We start from the raw sequence: 14,524 nt of genomic DNA on the forward strand, positions 1-14,524 counted from the left end.
GTTCAGCCTCCCACCACTTTCTTAGGTGCAACATCGCCAGGCTGGAACTGGTCACTGTCAGCCAGGTAGAGATCCGAGCGCGCCAGTCGGTCGTCGGGGTGTGCCTTGATGGGTTGCTTGAGAAACTCGCGGGTCTGCCACAGGGCACCGGCCAGCACGGCCTGACCACCGTAGGCAAAGTGGTCCTGGCCGAGAGCCTTGGCCCAGCCGACGGCATCAGGCTCGTAGAGGGTGGCGTTGGCCAGGTCGCGCAAGTAGTGCTCGCCATAATGACCGTAGGGCGTGACCCAACCGGCGATGGGGTGCTCTTTCTGCTGCTCTGCCATCCAAGTGGCTTTCTGCCCCGGCTGCAGCAGCACGATGCGCTCGGAAAGCGTACCGGCCAGTGTGGCGATCCCGGGCGAGCAAGCGATACCTAAGCGGAACGCACGATAGCGCTGCTGACGGGCGAAGCGGTCGAGGGCCTCAAGCTCCACTTGGCTATGGGCCTCAGCCACCAGGGCGATGGTGGGATCGGTGGGCAGGCGTGATTCGATGCCCAGCCGAACGAAAATATCGTTGAGGCGATGAGCATAGGTGTGCTTGGCAAATACCTCACGGATACCGGCAAGGCTGCGACGCCGCCACTCGGCATCGTCGGTCATCAGGGTGCGGATGGCCTCATCGGCCTCTTCTTGGCTGTTGACCAGCCACACGGCATCAGACTCGAAGAGATTCTCGATGCCCTTGGCGTAGGTGCTGACCACCGGGGTACCGCAGGCCATCAGCTCGAACACCCGGCGCGAGAACATGGTGGGCGAGTCAGTCACCGAGTTGACGTTGAGAAATACCCGATAGCGGCTGTATTCGTCGCACAGCTCCTTATAGGGCAGGCTGCCCTTGATACCAGCCTGATACTCCTCCGGGAAAGGAAAGATGCCGGTGCCGTGGTTACGATCGTAAATATTCAGACCGTGCCGGTTGGCCGCCTGCAGCAGCCAGCGCATCGCCTGGCCACGCTCGGCGTGGCGATTGCCGTACCAGCTGCCGGCGAAGCAGGAACGCGGCTTGCGGCCTGCCAGCGGTGCGGGCTTGTGCAGCGCTGGCTGGGCAGCAAACGGCAGCGCATGGACGTTCTGATTGCCGGTCTTGGCCTGGTAGGAGCCCTTCATGTTGGCATCAGTGGTGAAGATGTGATCCACCAACTTGGCGCTGCACATGAATTTGTCGTGGTGGACCGGGTCCTCCTTGTTCCAGAACAACGTGGGGATGCCCTTCTCACGGGCGTATTGGCAGATATACGCCACTTCTTGGCCAGGTTTGTTGGCATAGTCCGCCACCCGGTACTGCCAGCTGCCGTAGTTGCCCTTCCAGGCACTTTCGATGAAGAAGAACGCGGGCTGGTACTTTTCGGCCAAGGCGTACCAGTTATCCGGGCGCGGCTGGATAAGGTTTACCTCTTGTTCGAAGCAGCCGGTGGTAAACTCATCCATGATGCCGATCACATAGGGCTTGCCGTTGGGTGAGTACTCGGGCCAGCCAAGAATACTGATTTCCTGTGCAGCGGCGGATGGAGGAGTAAATTCTTCGGTCTGCTGTGCTTGAGAAGATTGGTGCTTAAAGCGCCGTACAATGCTTCTAACCGACTGAGGGAGAGTAAGATACGCAACCTTGTTGTAGGGAACGCCAAGTCGCGTGGCGAGAGGAACCACAACCTTCCATTTAGTATAGCGCAGACCTTGCTGAAGGTTCATGCGCTGTTTAGGCTGTTTCTTTTTCGGCCCCCTGAGACGCCACAGCCGCACAGGCAGCTTGACTGCATCAGTCAACGATCTGGAGGCAGCCCTTATATACGACGCTGCCTTGTAAGCCTGACTGGATCTTAGTGCGGAAAGTTGTTGGCTAGCACTGCGGTATTTTGCATTGGCAGCTCTGTATTTGGCAAAAACATCTTCGTATTTCGTGTTAATTTCTTTGTAATCAGCGCTAGCAACGTCCAGCTTTTCTTGCAGAGAGACCATCTGTTGGCAGGCGTCACTGTATTTGGCAAAAACATCTTCGTATTTTGTGTTAATTTCTTTGTAATCAGCGTTAGCAACGTCCAGCGTTTTTTGCAGAGAGACAATCTGTTGGCAGGCGTCACTGTATTTCGCGTTCACAGTGTCCAGGTGTTCTTTAACATCAGATAACTCTTGACCAAGCGACTCATGCTCCAACGTCTTGGATTCTAACTTAACTAACAATCGACTATAGTTATCTTGATGCTGTGCAGACTGTGGAAACGAAGTCTCTACCTTTTTATTTAAAGAAACACTTTCTAATATAGAAAAATCTTCACAGTAAATTTCTTTGAGACGCGTTTCTATTGCAGGTGTTATCACCTGATTTAATTCTGGCAATGCCTTGCCCTGGATATATTTTTTCTCGAAGTATACCGCAGGCGTGTCAACATCACAGTTTTCTAAAGGCACACTTCCCTTTTTAGTACTATTACTTGGCTCGCGAAATGCCTGATCACATAGTTCTTTTGGAAGCAACTTTAACATTTCGCCATAAACATTCTCCATGGGAATTACCATGTTGTATGTTATGGGTAACAAATGCCATGCCTGTGGATACAAATGACCGTCGACCTCTCGCCAGCGCTCTGTCTCCAAAAGTGAGACATATTCGTTGACAAAGTCACTAAATGTCATTAAGCCAGGATCTCGGCCTGTTACTTTCCTTAGCTTGTCGAGTAGGTCTTCTGCACCATCCCGTTGAATTAATTTATTTTTATACACAGAGAAAACACGTTCAATGGGATCTCTATATATAAAAACTTTATTTGTAAAGCTTCGATCTATCTCTTCCGGCGAGAGGTCTTTGACTTGGGCGTACTTAGCCATACAGCCAAGTGAAGGAGTTTTTCCAGGACACAGCCCAGGATGCATCAACTGAAACAGTTTTTTAAACGATGTTGACGCATTTTTACGGATATAGGTATAAAAAAAAGAGACACCATCGCCCTGAAAGGCAAAATCAGGTGAAAAATGCTTTTTTTCAGGAAAAAAATGCCGTGTCTTATAAGTCATACTACCAACTCATTATTAGGTATTAATGTACAAACATGATTTAGGCTACCCAAACACCACGGCTATCGACAAGATAATCTGCTGTCACTTGGTCTAACGGTATCTGCTTAAAAGGCTTGTGATCCACAAGAAGCACTACCACATCGGCAGCCTCCAGCGCTGCCATTTCGTCAACCAGCCTGGCATCGGCTAACGCGCCACCCGGCAACGACTCGATATTCGGCTCCACTACCAGAGACCGGCCGGGATGCTTCGCGACGATGGTCTCCGCGATCTTCAGAGCGGGGCTTTCCCGCAGATCATCGATATCCGGTTTGAAGGCCAGGCCGAAGCAGGCAATGGTGACGTCCCTGGCGGTCTTGTCCGGATTGGCACTCAGGTACTTGCCTACCGCCTCGTTAACCTTGTCGATGACCCACTGCGGCTTGCCATCGTTGACTTCACGCGCGGTGCGAATCAGGCGCGCCTCTTCCGGCGTCTCGCTGACGATGAACCAGGGGTCGACGGCAATGCAGTGGCCGCCTACGCCGGGGCCGGGCTGCAGGATGTTGACCCGCGGGTGCCGATTGGCCAGACGGATCAGCTCCCATACGCTGATATCGATCTTGTCGCAGATGATGGAGAGCTCGTTGGCGAAGGCGATGTTCACGTCGCGAAAGCTGTTCTCGGTGAGCTTGGCCATCTCGGCGGTGCGCGCCGTGGTGGTGATGCACTCCCCTTCCACGAAGATCTGGTAGAGCGCGGTGGCCGCCGCGGAGCACTTGGCGGTCATGCCGCCGATCACCCGGTCGTTCTCCACCAGCTCACGCACCACGTGCCCCGGCAGCACCCGCTCGGGGCAATGGGCGATCCGGATATCGGAGTCTTCCCTATGGGTCTGCGGGAAGGTCAGGTCGGGCCGCGCTTCGGCCAGCCAGGCCGCCATCTGCTCGGTGGCGCCTACCGGCGAGGTGGACTCCAGAATCACCAGATCGCCCTGCTTCAGCACCGGTGCCACCGCTTGGCTTGCCGCCTTGATATAGGCGAGATCCGGCACATGGTCGTTGCCGTTCTCGGCCTTGAAGGGCGTCGGCACGGCGATCAGGAAGGCGTCCGCCGGCTCGGGCGTGGTGGTCGCCCGTAGGTAGCCTTCCTTCACGGCCGCATGCACCACGATATCCAGCTCGGGCTCGACGATATGGATATCACCGCGGTTGATGGTCTCCACGGCGCGCTGATTGATATCGACGCCGATGACCTGCTTGCGACGAGAAGCGATGACGGCGGCGGTCGGTAGGCCGATGTAACCGAGACCGATAACGGAGATGGTGTTGAAAGGCATGAGGTGCATCCGTTACGTGTTGTGAAGGGCCGAGGGCCGAGGAAAAGCGCCCAACGCCCAGGAGTGTCAGAGTCGAGGTGAAATGTGGCCAGCGGCCAAGCAGAGCGTGAAGGGCCGAGGTTCAGGAGGAAAACGCCGTGGGTTACCCCTCCGCGAACAGGGCGTCGAAGCTGTCGGCGGTGAGGATCCTGGTGACCCAGGTATCCAGCTGTTCGTCATTGGTCTGCTTCAGGTGCTCAACGGCCCCGGCGGGAAGATCGCCGAACTTCAGTTCGATCTGTTTGCGTAGCGTGCCTTCCACGCCTTCATGTCGGCCTGGCTGCATGCCCTCTGTTCGCAAACGCTCTACCCGTCCGGTCATGGCGGTGCTCTTCATGTGTGAGGGGTGAGGCGTTAGGCGTTGAGCGTTGATAGTCCACGGCCGGTCAGTGGGTATTGGCCCTACCCTTGGTTGAAGACCTCGGCCAGCGACCGGGCGTCCAGCAGGTTCTCGGCCCAGCGCTCCAGCTCGTCGGTGGTGGCCTGCTCGAGGTGAATCACCCTGTATGCGAACTCAGCAGCTCGAGGATCCGCTGGCACGCCCTGCCATCCCCATAGGGGTTATGAGCATAGCTCATGGCCTCGTAGGCGGCGGTGTCGGTCAGCAGGGTATGCATCTCGCCGACGATGCGTTCCACGTCGGTGCCCACCAGCTTGACGGTGCCGGCATCCACGGCTTCCGGGCGTTCGGTGGTGTCGCGCATCACCAGCACCGGCTTGCCAAGCGACGGCGCCTCTTCCTGCACGCCACCGGAGTCGGTCAGGATCAGGTGGGCCCGGTTCATCAGGTAGACGAACGGCAGGTAATCCAGCGGCTCGATCAGGTGCACGTTGTCAATGTCAGAGAGCAGTCGCTTGACCGGCTCGAGGACGTTGGGATTCAGGTGCACCGGGTAGACGATCTGGGTATCGGGGTGCGCCGCGGCGGTATCGTGCAAGGCCTGACAGATGCGCTCGAAGCCGCCACCGAAGCTTTCGCGCCGGTGCCCCGTGACCAGGATCAGCTTGCGATCGGCATCCAGGAAGTCGAACTGCTCGGCGAACTGCTGCTGGAAGGTCCCGCTATTCTCGAGTTTGGCCACCACCTCCAGTAACGCATCGATCACGGTGTTGCCGGTGACATGCACCTTGGCCGGTGCGATGCCTTCTTCCAGCAGGTTCTGGCTGGAGCGCTCGGTCGGCGCGAAGTGCAGCTCGGCCAGGGCACCGGTCAGCTTCCGGTTGGCCTCTTCCGGCCAGGGGGAATAGAGGTTGCCGGTACGCAGGCCGGCTTCCACGTGGCCCACCGGGATCTGCTGGTAGTAGGCGGCCAGGGTGGTGGCAAAGGTGGTGGCCGTGTCGCCATGCACCAGTACGATATCCGGCTTGACCTCGGCCAGCACGCCCTTCATGCCCTGCAGGATCGCCGTGGTCACGTCGGTCAGATCCTGCCCCGGCTTCATGATGTTGAGGTCGTGATCCGGGGTCAGCTCGAACAGGTCCAATACCTGATCCAGCATCTCGCGGTGCTGACCGGTCACGCAGACCCGCGCCTCGAAGCGCGCATCGGCGGCGAGGGACAGGGCAAGGGGCGCCATCTTGATGGCTTCGGGGCGCGTGCCGAACACGCAGAGAGTCTTGATGGACATAGGATTATGGATGTCGTAGGTGGGTAAGGCATGGCTGCCGGTGTGGCCAGGTGCAGCTCGTCGTAGCCCTTGGGGTCTGACCCCCAGGTCAAAGGTTGGTGTAACACGCAGCAACGGGGTCAGACCCCAAGGGGACGCCGCATTAGGTGCCAGCGACGACGGACCGAAACATGTTCCCACAGTACCGTTTGTCGAGGAGCCAAGAGGTATTCTAAGCGACTGATGTTAGGGATATTCCCGGCGAGCGTGGAGCACGTCCAGGATGGCGATGTGATCGGACGCGATGCGATACACCAACAGGTAGTTAGGGTGAACCACGGCCTCTCGCGTTCCAAGGACACGCCCGTGGCGGTACAGATAGGGATGCTCGGGTAGCGCCTCGGCGGTCTCCTCGATGGCGCTGACGAGTGCCTCGGCAGCGTAGGGGTTGCGCTCGCTTAGGTAAGCGGCGATGTCTTCAAGCGCATCCAGCGCGTGAGCACGCCACTCAACCGGTAGCATGTCGGCGCTTCTTGGACTCGATCATGGCCCGGACACGAGCCATCGCTTCGTCATGGGGAACGTTGGGGCGAGGATCGTCGAGGCTCTGCTGGATGCGCTCGCGAAACCAGCGGTCGTAGCTGTCGGCTTGCTCCTGCGTCTCGAACTCCGAGACGATAGGGTCTAGTGGGGTGCTCATCATCATGTCTCCTCGTGTACCTCCAGCTTACTCTACCAGCGAAGAACCGTCTGGTGCATCTCGTATAGACTGGCGATCAGATATTGTGGGTGAAAAATAAAGTTTCATCCCTCAGCTCTCATAACCCATTGATTCATCGTGTAATCATGGAGCCGCCAAGCACGAAAGTATCATTACACCGTACATGTGAACGGCCCTTGGTGCCTCACTTTTGAATTCGAGGGCGGCGACGCTTACCGAGTTGACTTCGAGCAATACCACTAAGCGAGGTGGAATCACTATGGCTATTATCGCAAAGCAAAATCCCAACCGCTGCCCGCCGCCCCCCGGCGAGGTGATCGACGACATGCTGGAGGATATGGACTACAGCAAGACAGCCATCGCGCAGATGCTGGGCATCTCACGCCAGCAGTTGCACGCCATCCTGGCCACGCGCAAGCCAGTATCGCCAGAAATCGCTGCACGCCTCGGCAAGCTTTTCGGTAACGGCCCCGGCCTATGGCTACGCCTCCAGGCGGCCTACGACGCCTGGCATGCCGAGCGCGAAGTAGACGTCAGCGCAGTGCCCTCGCTGAAGCTTGTGGGATAAGTGACTTACTCGACGGTCACGGACTTGGCGAGATTGCGCGGCTTGTCCACATCGGTGCCCTTGACCAGAGCCACATGGTAGGAAAGTAGCTGAAGCGGCACGCTGAAGAGGATCGGGGCCGCCACATCGCTGACCTTGGGGAGTCTCAGGTTATGGACGCCCTCCCCGTCTTCCATACCAGCCTGCTCACAGACGAAGTTGATCAGCTGTCCGCCGCGGGCACGCACTTCCTGAAGGTTGCTCTTGAGCTTCTCCAGCAGCTCATCGCTGGGCGCCATGGTGACCACGGGCATGTCGTCGTCCACCAGGGCCAGCGGACCATGCTTGAGTTCCCCCGCCGCATAGGCCTCGGCATGGATATAGGAGATTTCCTTGAGCTTCAGCGCCCCTTCCATGGCCACCGGGTAGTGGGGGCCTCGTCCCAGAAACAGGGTATGGTGCTTGCTCGCGAAACGCGCGGCCAAGGCTTCAATGGCGGGCTCGAGCTCGAGCACCTGCTCGATCAGCCTTGGCAATGCCAGGAGCTCCTCCATCAGCGCCATTACTTTCTCATCGCCCAGCCGGCGTTGGCCAAGCAAGCCGGTCAGCCATAGCAAGGCCACCAACTGGGTCGTGAAGGCCTTGGTGGAGGCCACGCCGATCTCCGGCCCGGCATGGGTCATCAGTCGCAGGTCCGATTCCCGCACCAGCGAGCTTCCCGGCACGTTGCAGATGGTCAGGGTGGCCAGGTAGCCGGCGCTCTTGGCAAAGCGCAACGCGGCCAGGGTGTCGGCCGTCTCGCCGGACTGGGAAATGGTCACGAACAGGGTGTTGCTCGGCACGACCACGTGGCGATAGCGGAACTCGCTGGCCACCTCGACCGAACAGGGAAGGCCCGCCAGGCTCTCCAGCCAGTAACGCGCCACCAGGCCGGCATGGTAGCTGGTGCCACAGGAGACGATCTGGACCTGCTCCACCTGGCCCATGAGGGACTCCGCGTCCGGCCCCAGGATCGAGGCAAGTAGACGCCCCTCGCCTGACACCTTGCCTTCCAGGGTAGCCCTGAGGGCCTGGGGCTGCTCGTGGATCTCCTTGAGCATGAAGTGACGATAGTCGCCCTTCTCGGCTACCTGATCGCCATGCTCATAGCGGTGCTCGTCCCTCACACAGGGCCGAGGAACAAGGGCCGAGGGCCCAGGAACCCCCTCACCAGCCTGGGTGGCGAATATTTGCCAGTCGTGGGCAGTGAGGAGAGCGTGGTCGCCTTCTTCCAGGTAGATGAAGCGGTCGGTAACCTGCAGCAGCGCCAGCGGGTCGGAGGCGATGAAGTGCTCTTCGCTGCCCACGCCGATCACCAGGGGACTGCCCATGCGCGCGCAGAGCAGACTGTGGGGGTGTTCGATATGAATGATGCCCAAGGCATAGGCGCCGTGCAGGGCAGATAGCGTGGAGCGAAACGCGCTCAGCAGGCGCTGCTCGGCATGGGATGCTTCTGTCCGCTGGTAATGGTGATGGAACAGGTGGGCGATCACTTCGGTGTCGGTCTCGGAGTGAAAGGTATACCCCTGTTGCTGGAGCCAAGACCGCAGGCTTTCATGGTTCTCGATGATACCGTTGTGCACCACCGCCACCGATGCATTCGACATATGGGGGTGGGCATTGTAGCGGCTCGGCTTGCCGTGGGTGGCCCAGCGCGTATGGGCGATACCCAACTGCCCTTTCACCTCCCGCTTGGCCAACTTCGCTTCCAGTTCGGCGACCTTGCCGCTTTCACGCTCTCGCTGGAGCTGGCCGGCCTGCGCCACGGCGAGTCCGGCAGAGTCGTAGCCGCGGTACTCGAGCCGCTTCAGCCCTTCGAGAAGAATGGGGGTGACATTACGCAGGCTGGCTGCGCCGACGATTCCACACATTACAGCTCCTTCAGCAGCCGGCCGATGATCTCCTGCTGTCCCAGCTCCGCGGTGTTGACGGTGATCTCCGCCGCCTTGGGCACCTCGTAGGGGCTGTTGATGCCGGTGAAGTCGGTCAGCTTGCCTTCGCGGGCCTTCTGGTACAGGCCCTTGGGGTCGCGCTGCTCGCACACATCCAGGGGGGTGTCGACGTGCACCTCGATGAAGTCGCCCTCGTCGAACAGCTCGCGGGCGGCGTCGCGGTCGGCGCGGAACGGCGAGATGAAGGCGGTGATCACGATGACCCCGGCCTCGGCGAACAGCCGGGCGACCTCGCCCACGCGGCGGATGTTCTCGGTGCGGTCGGCCTCGCTCATCCCCAGGTCCTTGCACAGGCCGTGGCGGATGTTGTCGCCGTCGAGCAGCATGGTGTGGTAGCCGCGGCGGTTGAGCTCCACCTCCAGGGCGTTGGCTAGGCTCGACTTGCCGGAGCCGGAGTAGCCGGTGAACCATACGCACTTGCCGGCGTGGCCGTTGATCTGCTCGCGCATGGCCTGGGTCACGCTGGTGCGGTTCCACACCACGCGGGCCTTGCTATCGTGCTCGCGGTACTCGTAGGGCAGCTCGCTGTCGAGCGGGCGGTGGATCATGCCGGCGCCCACGGTGAGGTTGGTCAGCCGGTCGATGAAGATGAAGCTGCCGGTGCCGGGGCTGGTGCGGTAGTCGTCCACCGGCACCGGGGCGGTGAGCTCGACGTGGCAACGGGCGATGGCGTTGAGGTCGAGATGATCCGCATGGCGCTGCTCGAGGGTGTTGACGTCGACCTGGTAGTCGATGGCGGTGACCTTACCGGCGAGGTCGCGGGTGGCCAGCTTGAGGTCGTAGAGCTTGCCGGGCTCGAGCGGGGTCTCGTGCATCCACACGATGTCGGCCTCGAAGCTCGAGGCCAGCGGCACCGGTTCGTCGGCCCCCACCAGCCAGTCGCCGCGGGAGATATCGATCTCGTCGGCCAGGGTCACGGTGATCGCCTGGCCGGGATAGGCGGCCTCGAGGTCACCGTCGAAGGTCACTAGGCGCGCGATGGTGCTGGTCTTGCCGGAGGGCAGCGCACGCACCGCCTGGCCGGGGTGCAGGATGCCCGCGGCCAGGGTGCCGCAGTAGCCGCGGAAGTCGAGATTGGGCCGATTGACGTACTGCACCGGCAGGCGCAGGTCGCGCAGGTTGTGGTCGTGGCTGATCTCCACGCTCTCGAGCAGCTCGAGCAGCGCTGGGCCCTCATACCAGCTCATCGTCTCGCTTGGGTTGACCACATTGTCGCCCTTCAGCGCCGACATCGGCACGAAGCGAATGTCGCGGGCACCCAGCTTGTCGGCCAGGGCCTGGTACTCGGCGACGATCTCGTCGAAGCGCGCCTGGCTGTAATCCACCAGGTCCATCTTGTTGATCGCCACCACCAGGTGCTGGATGCCCAGCAGGTCGGCGATGAAGCTGTGGCGCCGGGTTTGGGTCTGCACGCCGTGACGGGCGTCGATCAAAATCACCGCCAGGCTCGCCGTGGAGGCGCCGGTGGCCATGTTGCGGGTGTACTGCTCGTGCCCCGGAGTGTCGGCGATGATGAACTTGCGCCTGTCGGTGGAGAAGAAACGGTAGGCGACATCGATGGTGATGCCCTGCTCGCGCTCCGACTGCAACCCATCGACCAGCAGCGCCAGGTCGACCGCATCGCCGGTGGTGCCGCTGGTCTTCGAGGCTTGAGTGATCGCCGCCAGCTGATCCTCATAGATCATCTTGGAGTCGTGCAGCAGGCGCCCGATCAGCGTCGACTTGCCGTCGTCGACGCTGCCGCAGGTGATGAAGCGCAGCAGGTCTTTCTGCTCGTGCTCTTTCAAGTAGGTTTCGATGTCTTCCGAGATCATCGCAGATGCATGTGCCACAGTCTTTTCTCCATCCTGGTGAAGAGCACGAGCGCTGCGAGCTCCGGGCGTCGGGCTTCGAGCGGCGCTTCGCGCCAGTCACGGGCTTCGAGCTACGAGCTACGGGCACGCCGTGCCCTCTTCATGTCTAGTGGTTATCTCTGAGGACGCATATCAAGCGCTTTGAGTAAGGAACCGAGCATTCGCGACAGGGTCATGGCTTCGTTTCGCCAGTGCTGCCCCACGGCTTCGGTGATATAGCCCACTTCGATGCCAATCAGCGTCTGGGTCGCAAACTCGCCACACGAGCCTTTGGCGATCGAGACGAAGCGAAACTTTTCCTTTTCCGTGAAACGCTCGAAGCCCTCAGCAATATTGCTGGGTATCGACAAGGCGGAACGCGTGATCTGATCCTTGAAACCGAAATCGCGTAAATCTTTCAATTCTCGATAGACCTCAACGCTGAGCTGCTTACTACGCTGCCAGACTTCCATTTTTTCGTGGCGCATATGACGTCCTTGTCGGTTCCGAGCTTCGAGCATCGAGCTTCGAGCTTCGAGCTTCGAGCTTCGAGCTTCGAGCAGTATTGTAGCCCACAGCGCGTGGCCCTTAGCCCTTAGCCCGTACCTATAGCCCGTAGCCCGTAGCCCGTAGCCCGTAGCCCGTAGCCCGTAGCTCAAAAATAGCCTTCGCGTTTCTTCTTCTCCATCGACCCGGCCTGATCATGGTCGATGGCGCGGCCGCTGCGCTCGGACGTCCGCGTCAGCAGCATTTCCTGGATGATCTCGGGCAGGGTGGCAGCTTTGGATTCCACCGCGCCGGTCAGCGGGTAGCAGCCCAGGGTGCGGAAACGGACCCACTTCTCCTCGGGCACTTCGCCGGGTTCGAGCGGCAGGCGCTCGTCGTCGACCATGATCTGCATGCCGTCACGCTCGACCACCGGGCGCGGGGCGGCGTAGTAGAGCGGCACGATGGGGATGGATTCGAGGTAGATGTACTGCCAGATGTCCAGCTCGGTCCAGTTGGAAAGCGGGAACACGCGGATCGACTCGCCCTTGTTGACCTTGGCGTTATAGACGTTCCACAGCTCCGGGCGCTGGCTCTTGGGCTCCCAGCGGTGGTGCTTGTCACGGAAGGAGAACACCCGCTCCTTGGCGCGGCTGGCTTCCTCGTCGCGGCGCGCCCCGCCGAAAGCGGCATCGAAGCCGTACTGGTCCAGCGCCTGCTTGAGCGCCGTGGTCTTCATGATGTCGGTGTACTTGGCGCTGCCGTGCTCGAAGGGGTTGATGCCGGCCGCGACCCCTTCCTGGTTGATGTGCTCGATCAGGTCCATGCCGGACTCCGCGGCCATGCGGTCGCGGAACTCGATCATTTCGCGGAACTTCCAGGTGGTGTTGATGTGCATCAGCGGGAACGGCGGCACGCCGGGATAGAAGGCCTTGCGCGCCAGGTGCAGCATCACCGAGGAGTCCTTGCCGATGGAGTAGAGCATCACCGGGTTGCGAAACTCCGCGGCCACCTCGCGAATGATGTGGATCGACTCAGCCTCGAGCTGCTTGAGGTGGGTCTGGCGGTCGGGGGTGATTTCAGACATCGAATAGGCCTTGGGGAATAGCGGGTTTTAGATGGAAGATGGAAACCAAATAGTGGAAGACGAAAGAATCAGCAATAAAAATATTGACAAAAACTAACGCATATTTCATCAAAAACATCTTTCTTCAGGGTGCCAAACTGGCCAATCACGACTGATTCATTAAGGGTATAGACCTTTCCATACCTGACCCAGCTTGTCTTGGGAAGCACGCCATCAATGAAACTGTGGCCATAGATAGGCACGGATTGCTGATGGTTTGACTTGGAAGTAATAGCCAGGCACACCATGTCACCGTAGGCATCAGCGGGATGAAATACGAGCACAGGTCTTTCTTTTTAGTTTGCAAATCAAAGAAAGGAAATGGAATCAGGACAACATCACCGTACTGGTACATCGTTCCAAACCTCGTCCTCGTCATTGTCCCATAGCTTCTCCATGCTCGACTCCTGAGCTTGGGAAAGACTTTTCAGCTCATTTTTCTCAATCTTTTGCATCAAAAAATAAGTAAAGTCCAGCACTTCTTCCTGGAGTGATTCTGGAAGCCGGCTAACATTCTCAACAATTTTTTCAGAGGTATTCATGGTCTATTCACCTCGTTAGCAAGAACGTCTACCCCATTTCGATATCCATATCGACTTCCGGAAAACTCTTTCGTTTCGCCTTGATACGTTCAAATTCCTCGAGTGCGCCTCCTGCCTGCCGGTTGGGGCAGGCACGGGAATCTTCTTCTACCAGAATAATGATCCTGACATGCTTGTTGGCCAATTTTTCATAATCTTTGATTTTCAGATATCTGCTGGTGATATCGGTTTCAAATTCTACGGCATACATATCATCTACCCTCTGCAGCATGGACCACCATAACTCTCAGGTTAGTCCAGAGCCGAGAACCAGGAGATTTTTCACCGTTCGAGGCTCGCGCGTAGCGCGTCTTCCCAGCGCGCATCCCGCTGCCCGGCGACGATGAAGAAGGGGTTCAAGACGCTGTCCTGCTGGTTGCAGCGCAGCGATTCGAGGGTCTCAGCATTGAGCACCTCGCCGCCGGCGGCGGTGACCACGGCCTGGGCGGCGGCGGTGTCCCATTCGCAGGTAGGGGCGAGGCGCGGGTAGAGGTCGGCCTTGCCTTCGGCGACCAGGCAGAGCTTCAGCGAACTGCCCATGGAGACGCGCTCATGGGCGGGCAGCGCGGCACAGAAGGCCTCGAAGGACTCGGCGCCGTGGCGACGGCTGCCCACCACCTTCCAGGGTTCGACGTCGGGATCCGGCAGCGCGCGTACCTGGAGCGCTTGCTTTTCGCCATTCGTGAGCTTGACGGCGCCCTGCCCCGCCTGGCCGACCCAGGTGGTCTCCAGCACCGGGGCATGCACGATGCCGAATACCGGCACGCCATCCTCGATCAGCGCCATGTTGAGGGTGAACTCACCGTTCTTGTTGATGAATTCCTTGGTACCGTCCAGCGGGTCGATCAGCCAGTAGCGGTCCCAGGCGCGGCGGATGGCGAAGGGAATCCCGTCGGACTCCTCGGAGAGCACCGGCACCTGGGGGGCCACCGCCTCGAGCAGCGCCACCAGCGCATGGTGCGAGGCCATGTCCGCCTCGGTCAGGGGGCTCTCATCGGCCTTGGACTCGACGTCGAAGTCGCGCTCATAGATGGCCAGCACCTCGCGGCCGGCGGCGTGAACGCCTTCGATCAAGCGGGTGCGCATGTCGTCCGTTACGAAATCAGTCAAGAGAACTCCTTGTAGTGGCTTCGGGCTTCGGGCTTCGGGCTTCGGGCTTCGGGCTTCGGGCTTCGGGCTTCGGGCTTCGGGCTTCGGGCTTCGGGCTTCGGGCTTCGGGC

Annotated in this window: 15 protein-coding genes; 1 reads left to right on the forward strand and 14 read right to left on the reverse strand. The window is 59.6% G+C overall.

Annotated features, from left to right (window positions below; translation table 11 throughout):
* Positions 1–2 precede the first annotated feature (2 nt).
* The 6 genes from FHR94_RS17315 to relB form a co-directional block, all read right to left on the reverse strand.
* Positions 3–3,053: a glycosyltransferase family protein gene (locus FHR94_RS17315; protein ID WP_183327624.1), complete on the reverse strand. Its 3,051-nt coding sequence runs from the start codon at positions 3,051–3,053 to the stop codon at positions 3–5.
* 40 nt (positions 3,054–3,093) lie between these two features.
* Positions 3,094–4,374, reverse strand: a complete 1,281-nt coding sequence (gene wecC / locus FHR94_RS17320; protein ID WP_183327626.1) for a UDP-N-acetyl-D-mannosamine dehydrogenase — start codon at positions 4,372–4,374, stop codon at positions 3,094–3,096.
* Positions 4,375–4,516: 142 nt separating this feature from the next.
* Positions 4,517–4,735: a hypothetical protein gene (locus FHR94_RS17325; RefSeq protein WP_183327628.1), complete on the reverse strand. Its 219-nt coding sequence runs from the start codon at positions 4,733–4,735 to the stop codon at positions 4,517–4,519.
* Between the two features lie 175 nt (positions 4,736–4,910).
* Positions 4,911–6,035, reverse strand: coding sequence for a non-hydrolyzing UDP-N-acetylglucosamine 2-epimerase (gene wecB / locus FHR94_RS17330; RefSeq protein ID WP_343064684.1), 1,125 nt, complete (start codon positions 6,033–6,035; stop codon positions 4,911–4,913).
* Positions 6,036–6,266: 231 nt separating this feature from the next.
* Positions 6,267–6,542 carry a type II toxin-antitoxin system RelE/ParE family toxin gene (locus FHR94_RS17335; RefSeq protein ID WP_183327632.1) on the reverse strand — a complete coding sequence of 92 codons (276 nt, stop codon included), beginning with the start codon at positions 6,540–6,542 and terminating at the stop codon, positions 6,267–6,269.
* Complete coding sequence (gene relB / locus FHR94_RS17340) at positions 6,529–6,720, reverse strand: type II toxin-antitoxin system RelB family antitoxin (RefSeq protein ID WP_183327634.1); 192 nt, start codon at positions 6,718–6,720, stop codon at positions 6,529–6,531. The genes FHR94_RS17335 and relB overlap by 14 nt, the downstream gene beginning before the upstream one ends.
* Before the next feature lie 280 nt (positions 6,721–7,000).
* Here relB and FHR94_RS17345 point away from each other — a divergent pair, with 280 nt between their 5' ends.
* Entirely contained in the window at positions 7,001–7,309 is a 309-nt protein-coding gene (locus tag FHR94_RS17345; protein ID WP_183327636.1) for a HigA family addiction module antitoxin, read from the forward strand.
* Positions 7,310–7,314: 5 nt separating this feature from the next.
* Here the strand turns inward: FHR94_RS17345 and glmS are convergent, their stop codons facing one another.
* The 8 genes from glmS to cysQ form a co-directional block, all read right to left on the reverse strand.
* Positions 7,315–9,198 carry a glutamine--fructose-6-phosphate transaminase (isomerizing) gene (gene glmS / locus FHR94_RS17350; RefSeq protein WP_183327638.1) on the reverse strand — a complete coding sequence of 628 codons (1,884 nt, stop codon included), beginning with the start codon at positions 9,196–9,198 and terminating at the stop codon, positions 7,315–7,317.
* Positions 9,198–11,093, reverse strand: a complete 1,896-nt coding sequence (gene cysN, locus FHR94_RS17355; protein ID WP_221188529.1) for a sulfate adenylyltransferase subunit CysN — start codon at positions 11,091–11,093, stop codon at positions 9,198–9,200. The genes glmS and cysN overlap by 1 nt, the downstream gene beginning before the upstream one ends.
* Positions 11,094–11,245: 152 nt before the next feature.
* Positions 11,246–11,599, reverse strand: coding sequence for a four helix bundle protein (locus FHR94_RS17360; RefSeq protein WP_183327642.1), 354 nt, complete (start codon positions 11,597–11,599; stop codon positions 11,246–11,248).
* Between the two features lie 167 nt (positions 11,600–11,766).
* On the reverse strand, positions 11,767–12,684 hold the full coding sequence (cysD, locus tag FHR94_RS17365; protein ID WP_183327644.1) for a sulfate adenylyltransferase subunit CysD: 918 nt from the start codon (positions 12,682–12,684) through the stop codon (positions 11,767–11,769).
* 68 nt (positions 12,685–12,752) lie between these two features.
* On the reverse strand, positions 12,753–13,007 hold the full coding sequence (locus FHR94_RS20115) for a type II toxin-antitoxin system PemK/MazF family toxin (protein ID WP_183327646.1): 255 nt from the start codon (positions 13,005–13,007) through the stop codon (positions 12,753–12,755).
* Between the two features lie 54 nt (positions 13,008–13,061).
* A complete protein-coding gene (locus FHR94_RS17375; RefSeq protein ID WP_183327648.1) occupies positions 13,062–13,265 on the reverse strand; it encodes a DUF2281 domain-containing protein in 204 nt (67 codons plus the stop codon).
* Positions 13,266–13,293: 28 nt separating this feature from the next.
* On the reverse strand, positions 13,294–13,536 hold the full coding sequence (locus tag FHR94_RS17380) for a hypothetical protein (protein ID WP_183327650.1): 243 nt from the start codon (positions 13,534–13,536) through the stop codon (positions 13,294–13,296).
* A 50-nt stretch (positions 13,537–13,586) separates the two neighbouring features.
* Positions 13,587–14,414, reverse strand: a complete 828-nt coding sequence (gene cysQ, locus FHR94_RS17385; RefSeq protein WP_425485399.1) for a 3'(2'),5'-bisphosphate nucleotidase CysQ — start codon at positions 14,412–14,414, stop codon at positions 13,587–13,589.
* Positions 14,415–14,524 lie beyond the last annotated feature (110 nt).

The sequence above is a fragment of the Halomonas cerina genome (assembly GCF_014192215.1).
GTDB classification, from domain to species: Bacteria; Pseudomonadota; Gammaproteobacteria; order Pseudomonadales; family Halomonadaceae; genus Halomonas; species Halomonas cerina.

Bases quoted from the DNA above. Each gene is read 5' to 3' on its own strand.
- wecC (WP_183327626.1), bottom strand. From the start codon at position 4,374: ATGCCTTTCAACACCATCTCCGTTATCGGTCTCGGTTACATCGGCCTA.
- FHR94_RS17315 (WP_183327624.1), bottom strand. From the start codon at position 3,053: ATGACTTATAAGACACGGCATTTTTTTCCTGAAAAAAAGCATTTTTCA.
- relB (WP_183327634.1), bottom strand. From the start codon at position 6,720: ATGAGCACCCCACTAGACCCTATCGTCTCGGAGTTCGAGACGCAGGAG.
- FHR94_RS17325 (WP_183327628.1), bottom strand. From the start codon at position 4,735: ATGACCGGACGGGTAGAGCGTTTGCGAACAGAGGGCATGCAGCCAGGC.
- cysD (WP_183327644.1), bottom strand. From the start codon at position 12,684: ATGTCTGAAATCACCCCCGACCGCCAGACCCACCTCAAGCAGCTCGAG.
- FHR94_RS17335 (WP_183327632.1), bottom strand. From the start codon at position 6,542: ATGCTACCGGTTGAGTGGCGTGCTCACGCGCTGGATGCGCTTGAAGAC.
- FHR94_RS17345 (WP_183327636.1), top strand. From the start codon at position 7,001: ATGGCTATTATCGCAAAGCAAAATCCCAACCGCTGCCCGCCGCCCCCC.
- FHR94_RS17375 (WP_183327648.1), bottom strand. From the start codon at position 13,265: ATGAATACCTCTGAAAAAATTGTTGAGAATGTTAGCCGGCTTCCAGAA.
- cysN (WP_221188529.1), bottom strand. From the start codon at position 11,093: ATGATCTCGGAAGACATCGAAACCTACTTGAAAGAGCACGAGCAGAAA.
- glmS (WP_183327638.1), bottom strand. From the start codon at position 9,198: ATGTGTGGAATCGTCGGCGCAGCCAGCCTGCGTAATGTCACCCCCATT.
- FHR94_RS17380 (WP_183327650.1), bottom strand. From the start codon at position 13,536: ATGCTGCAGAGGGTAGATGATATGTATGCCGTAGAATTTGAAACCGAT.
- FHR94_RS17360 (WP_183327642.1), bottom strand. From the start codon at position 11,599: ATGCGCCACGAAAAAATGGAAGTCTGGCAGCGTAGTAAGCAGCTCAGC.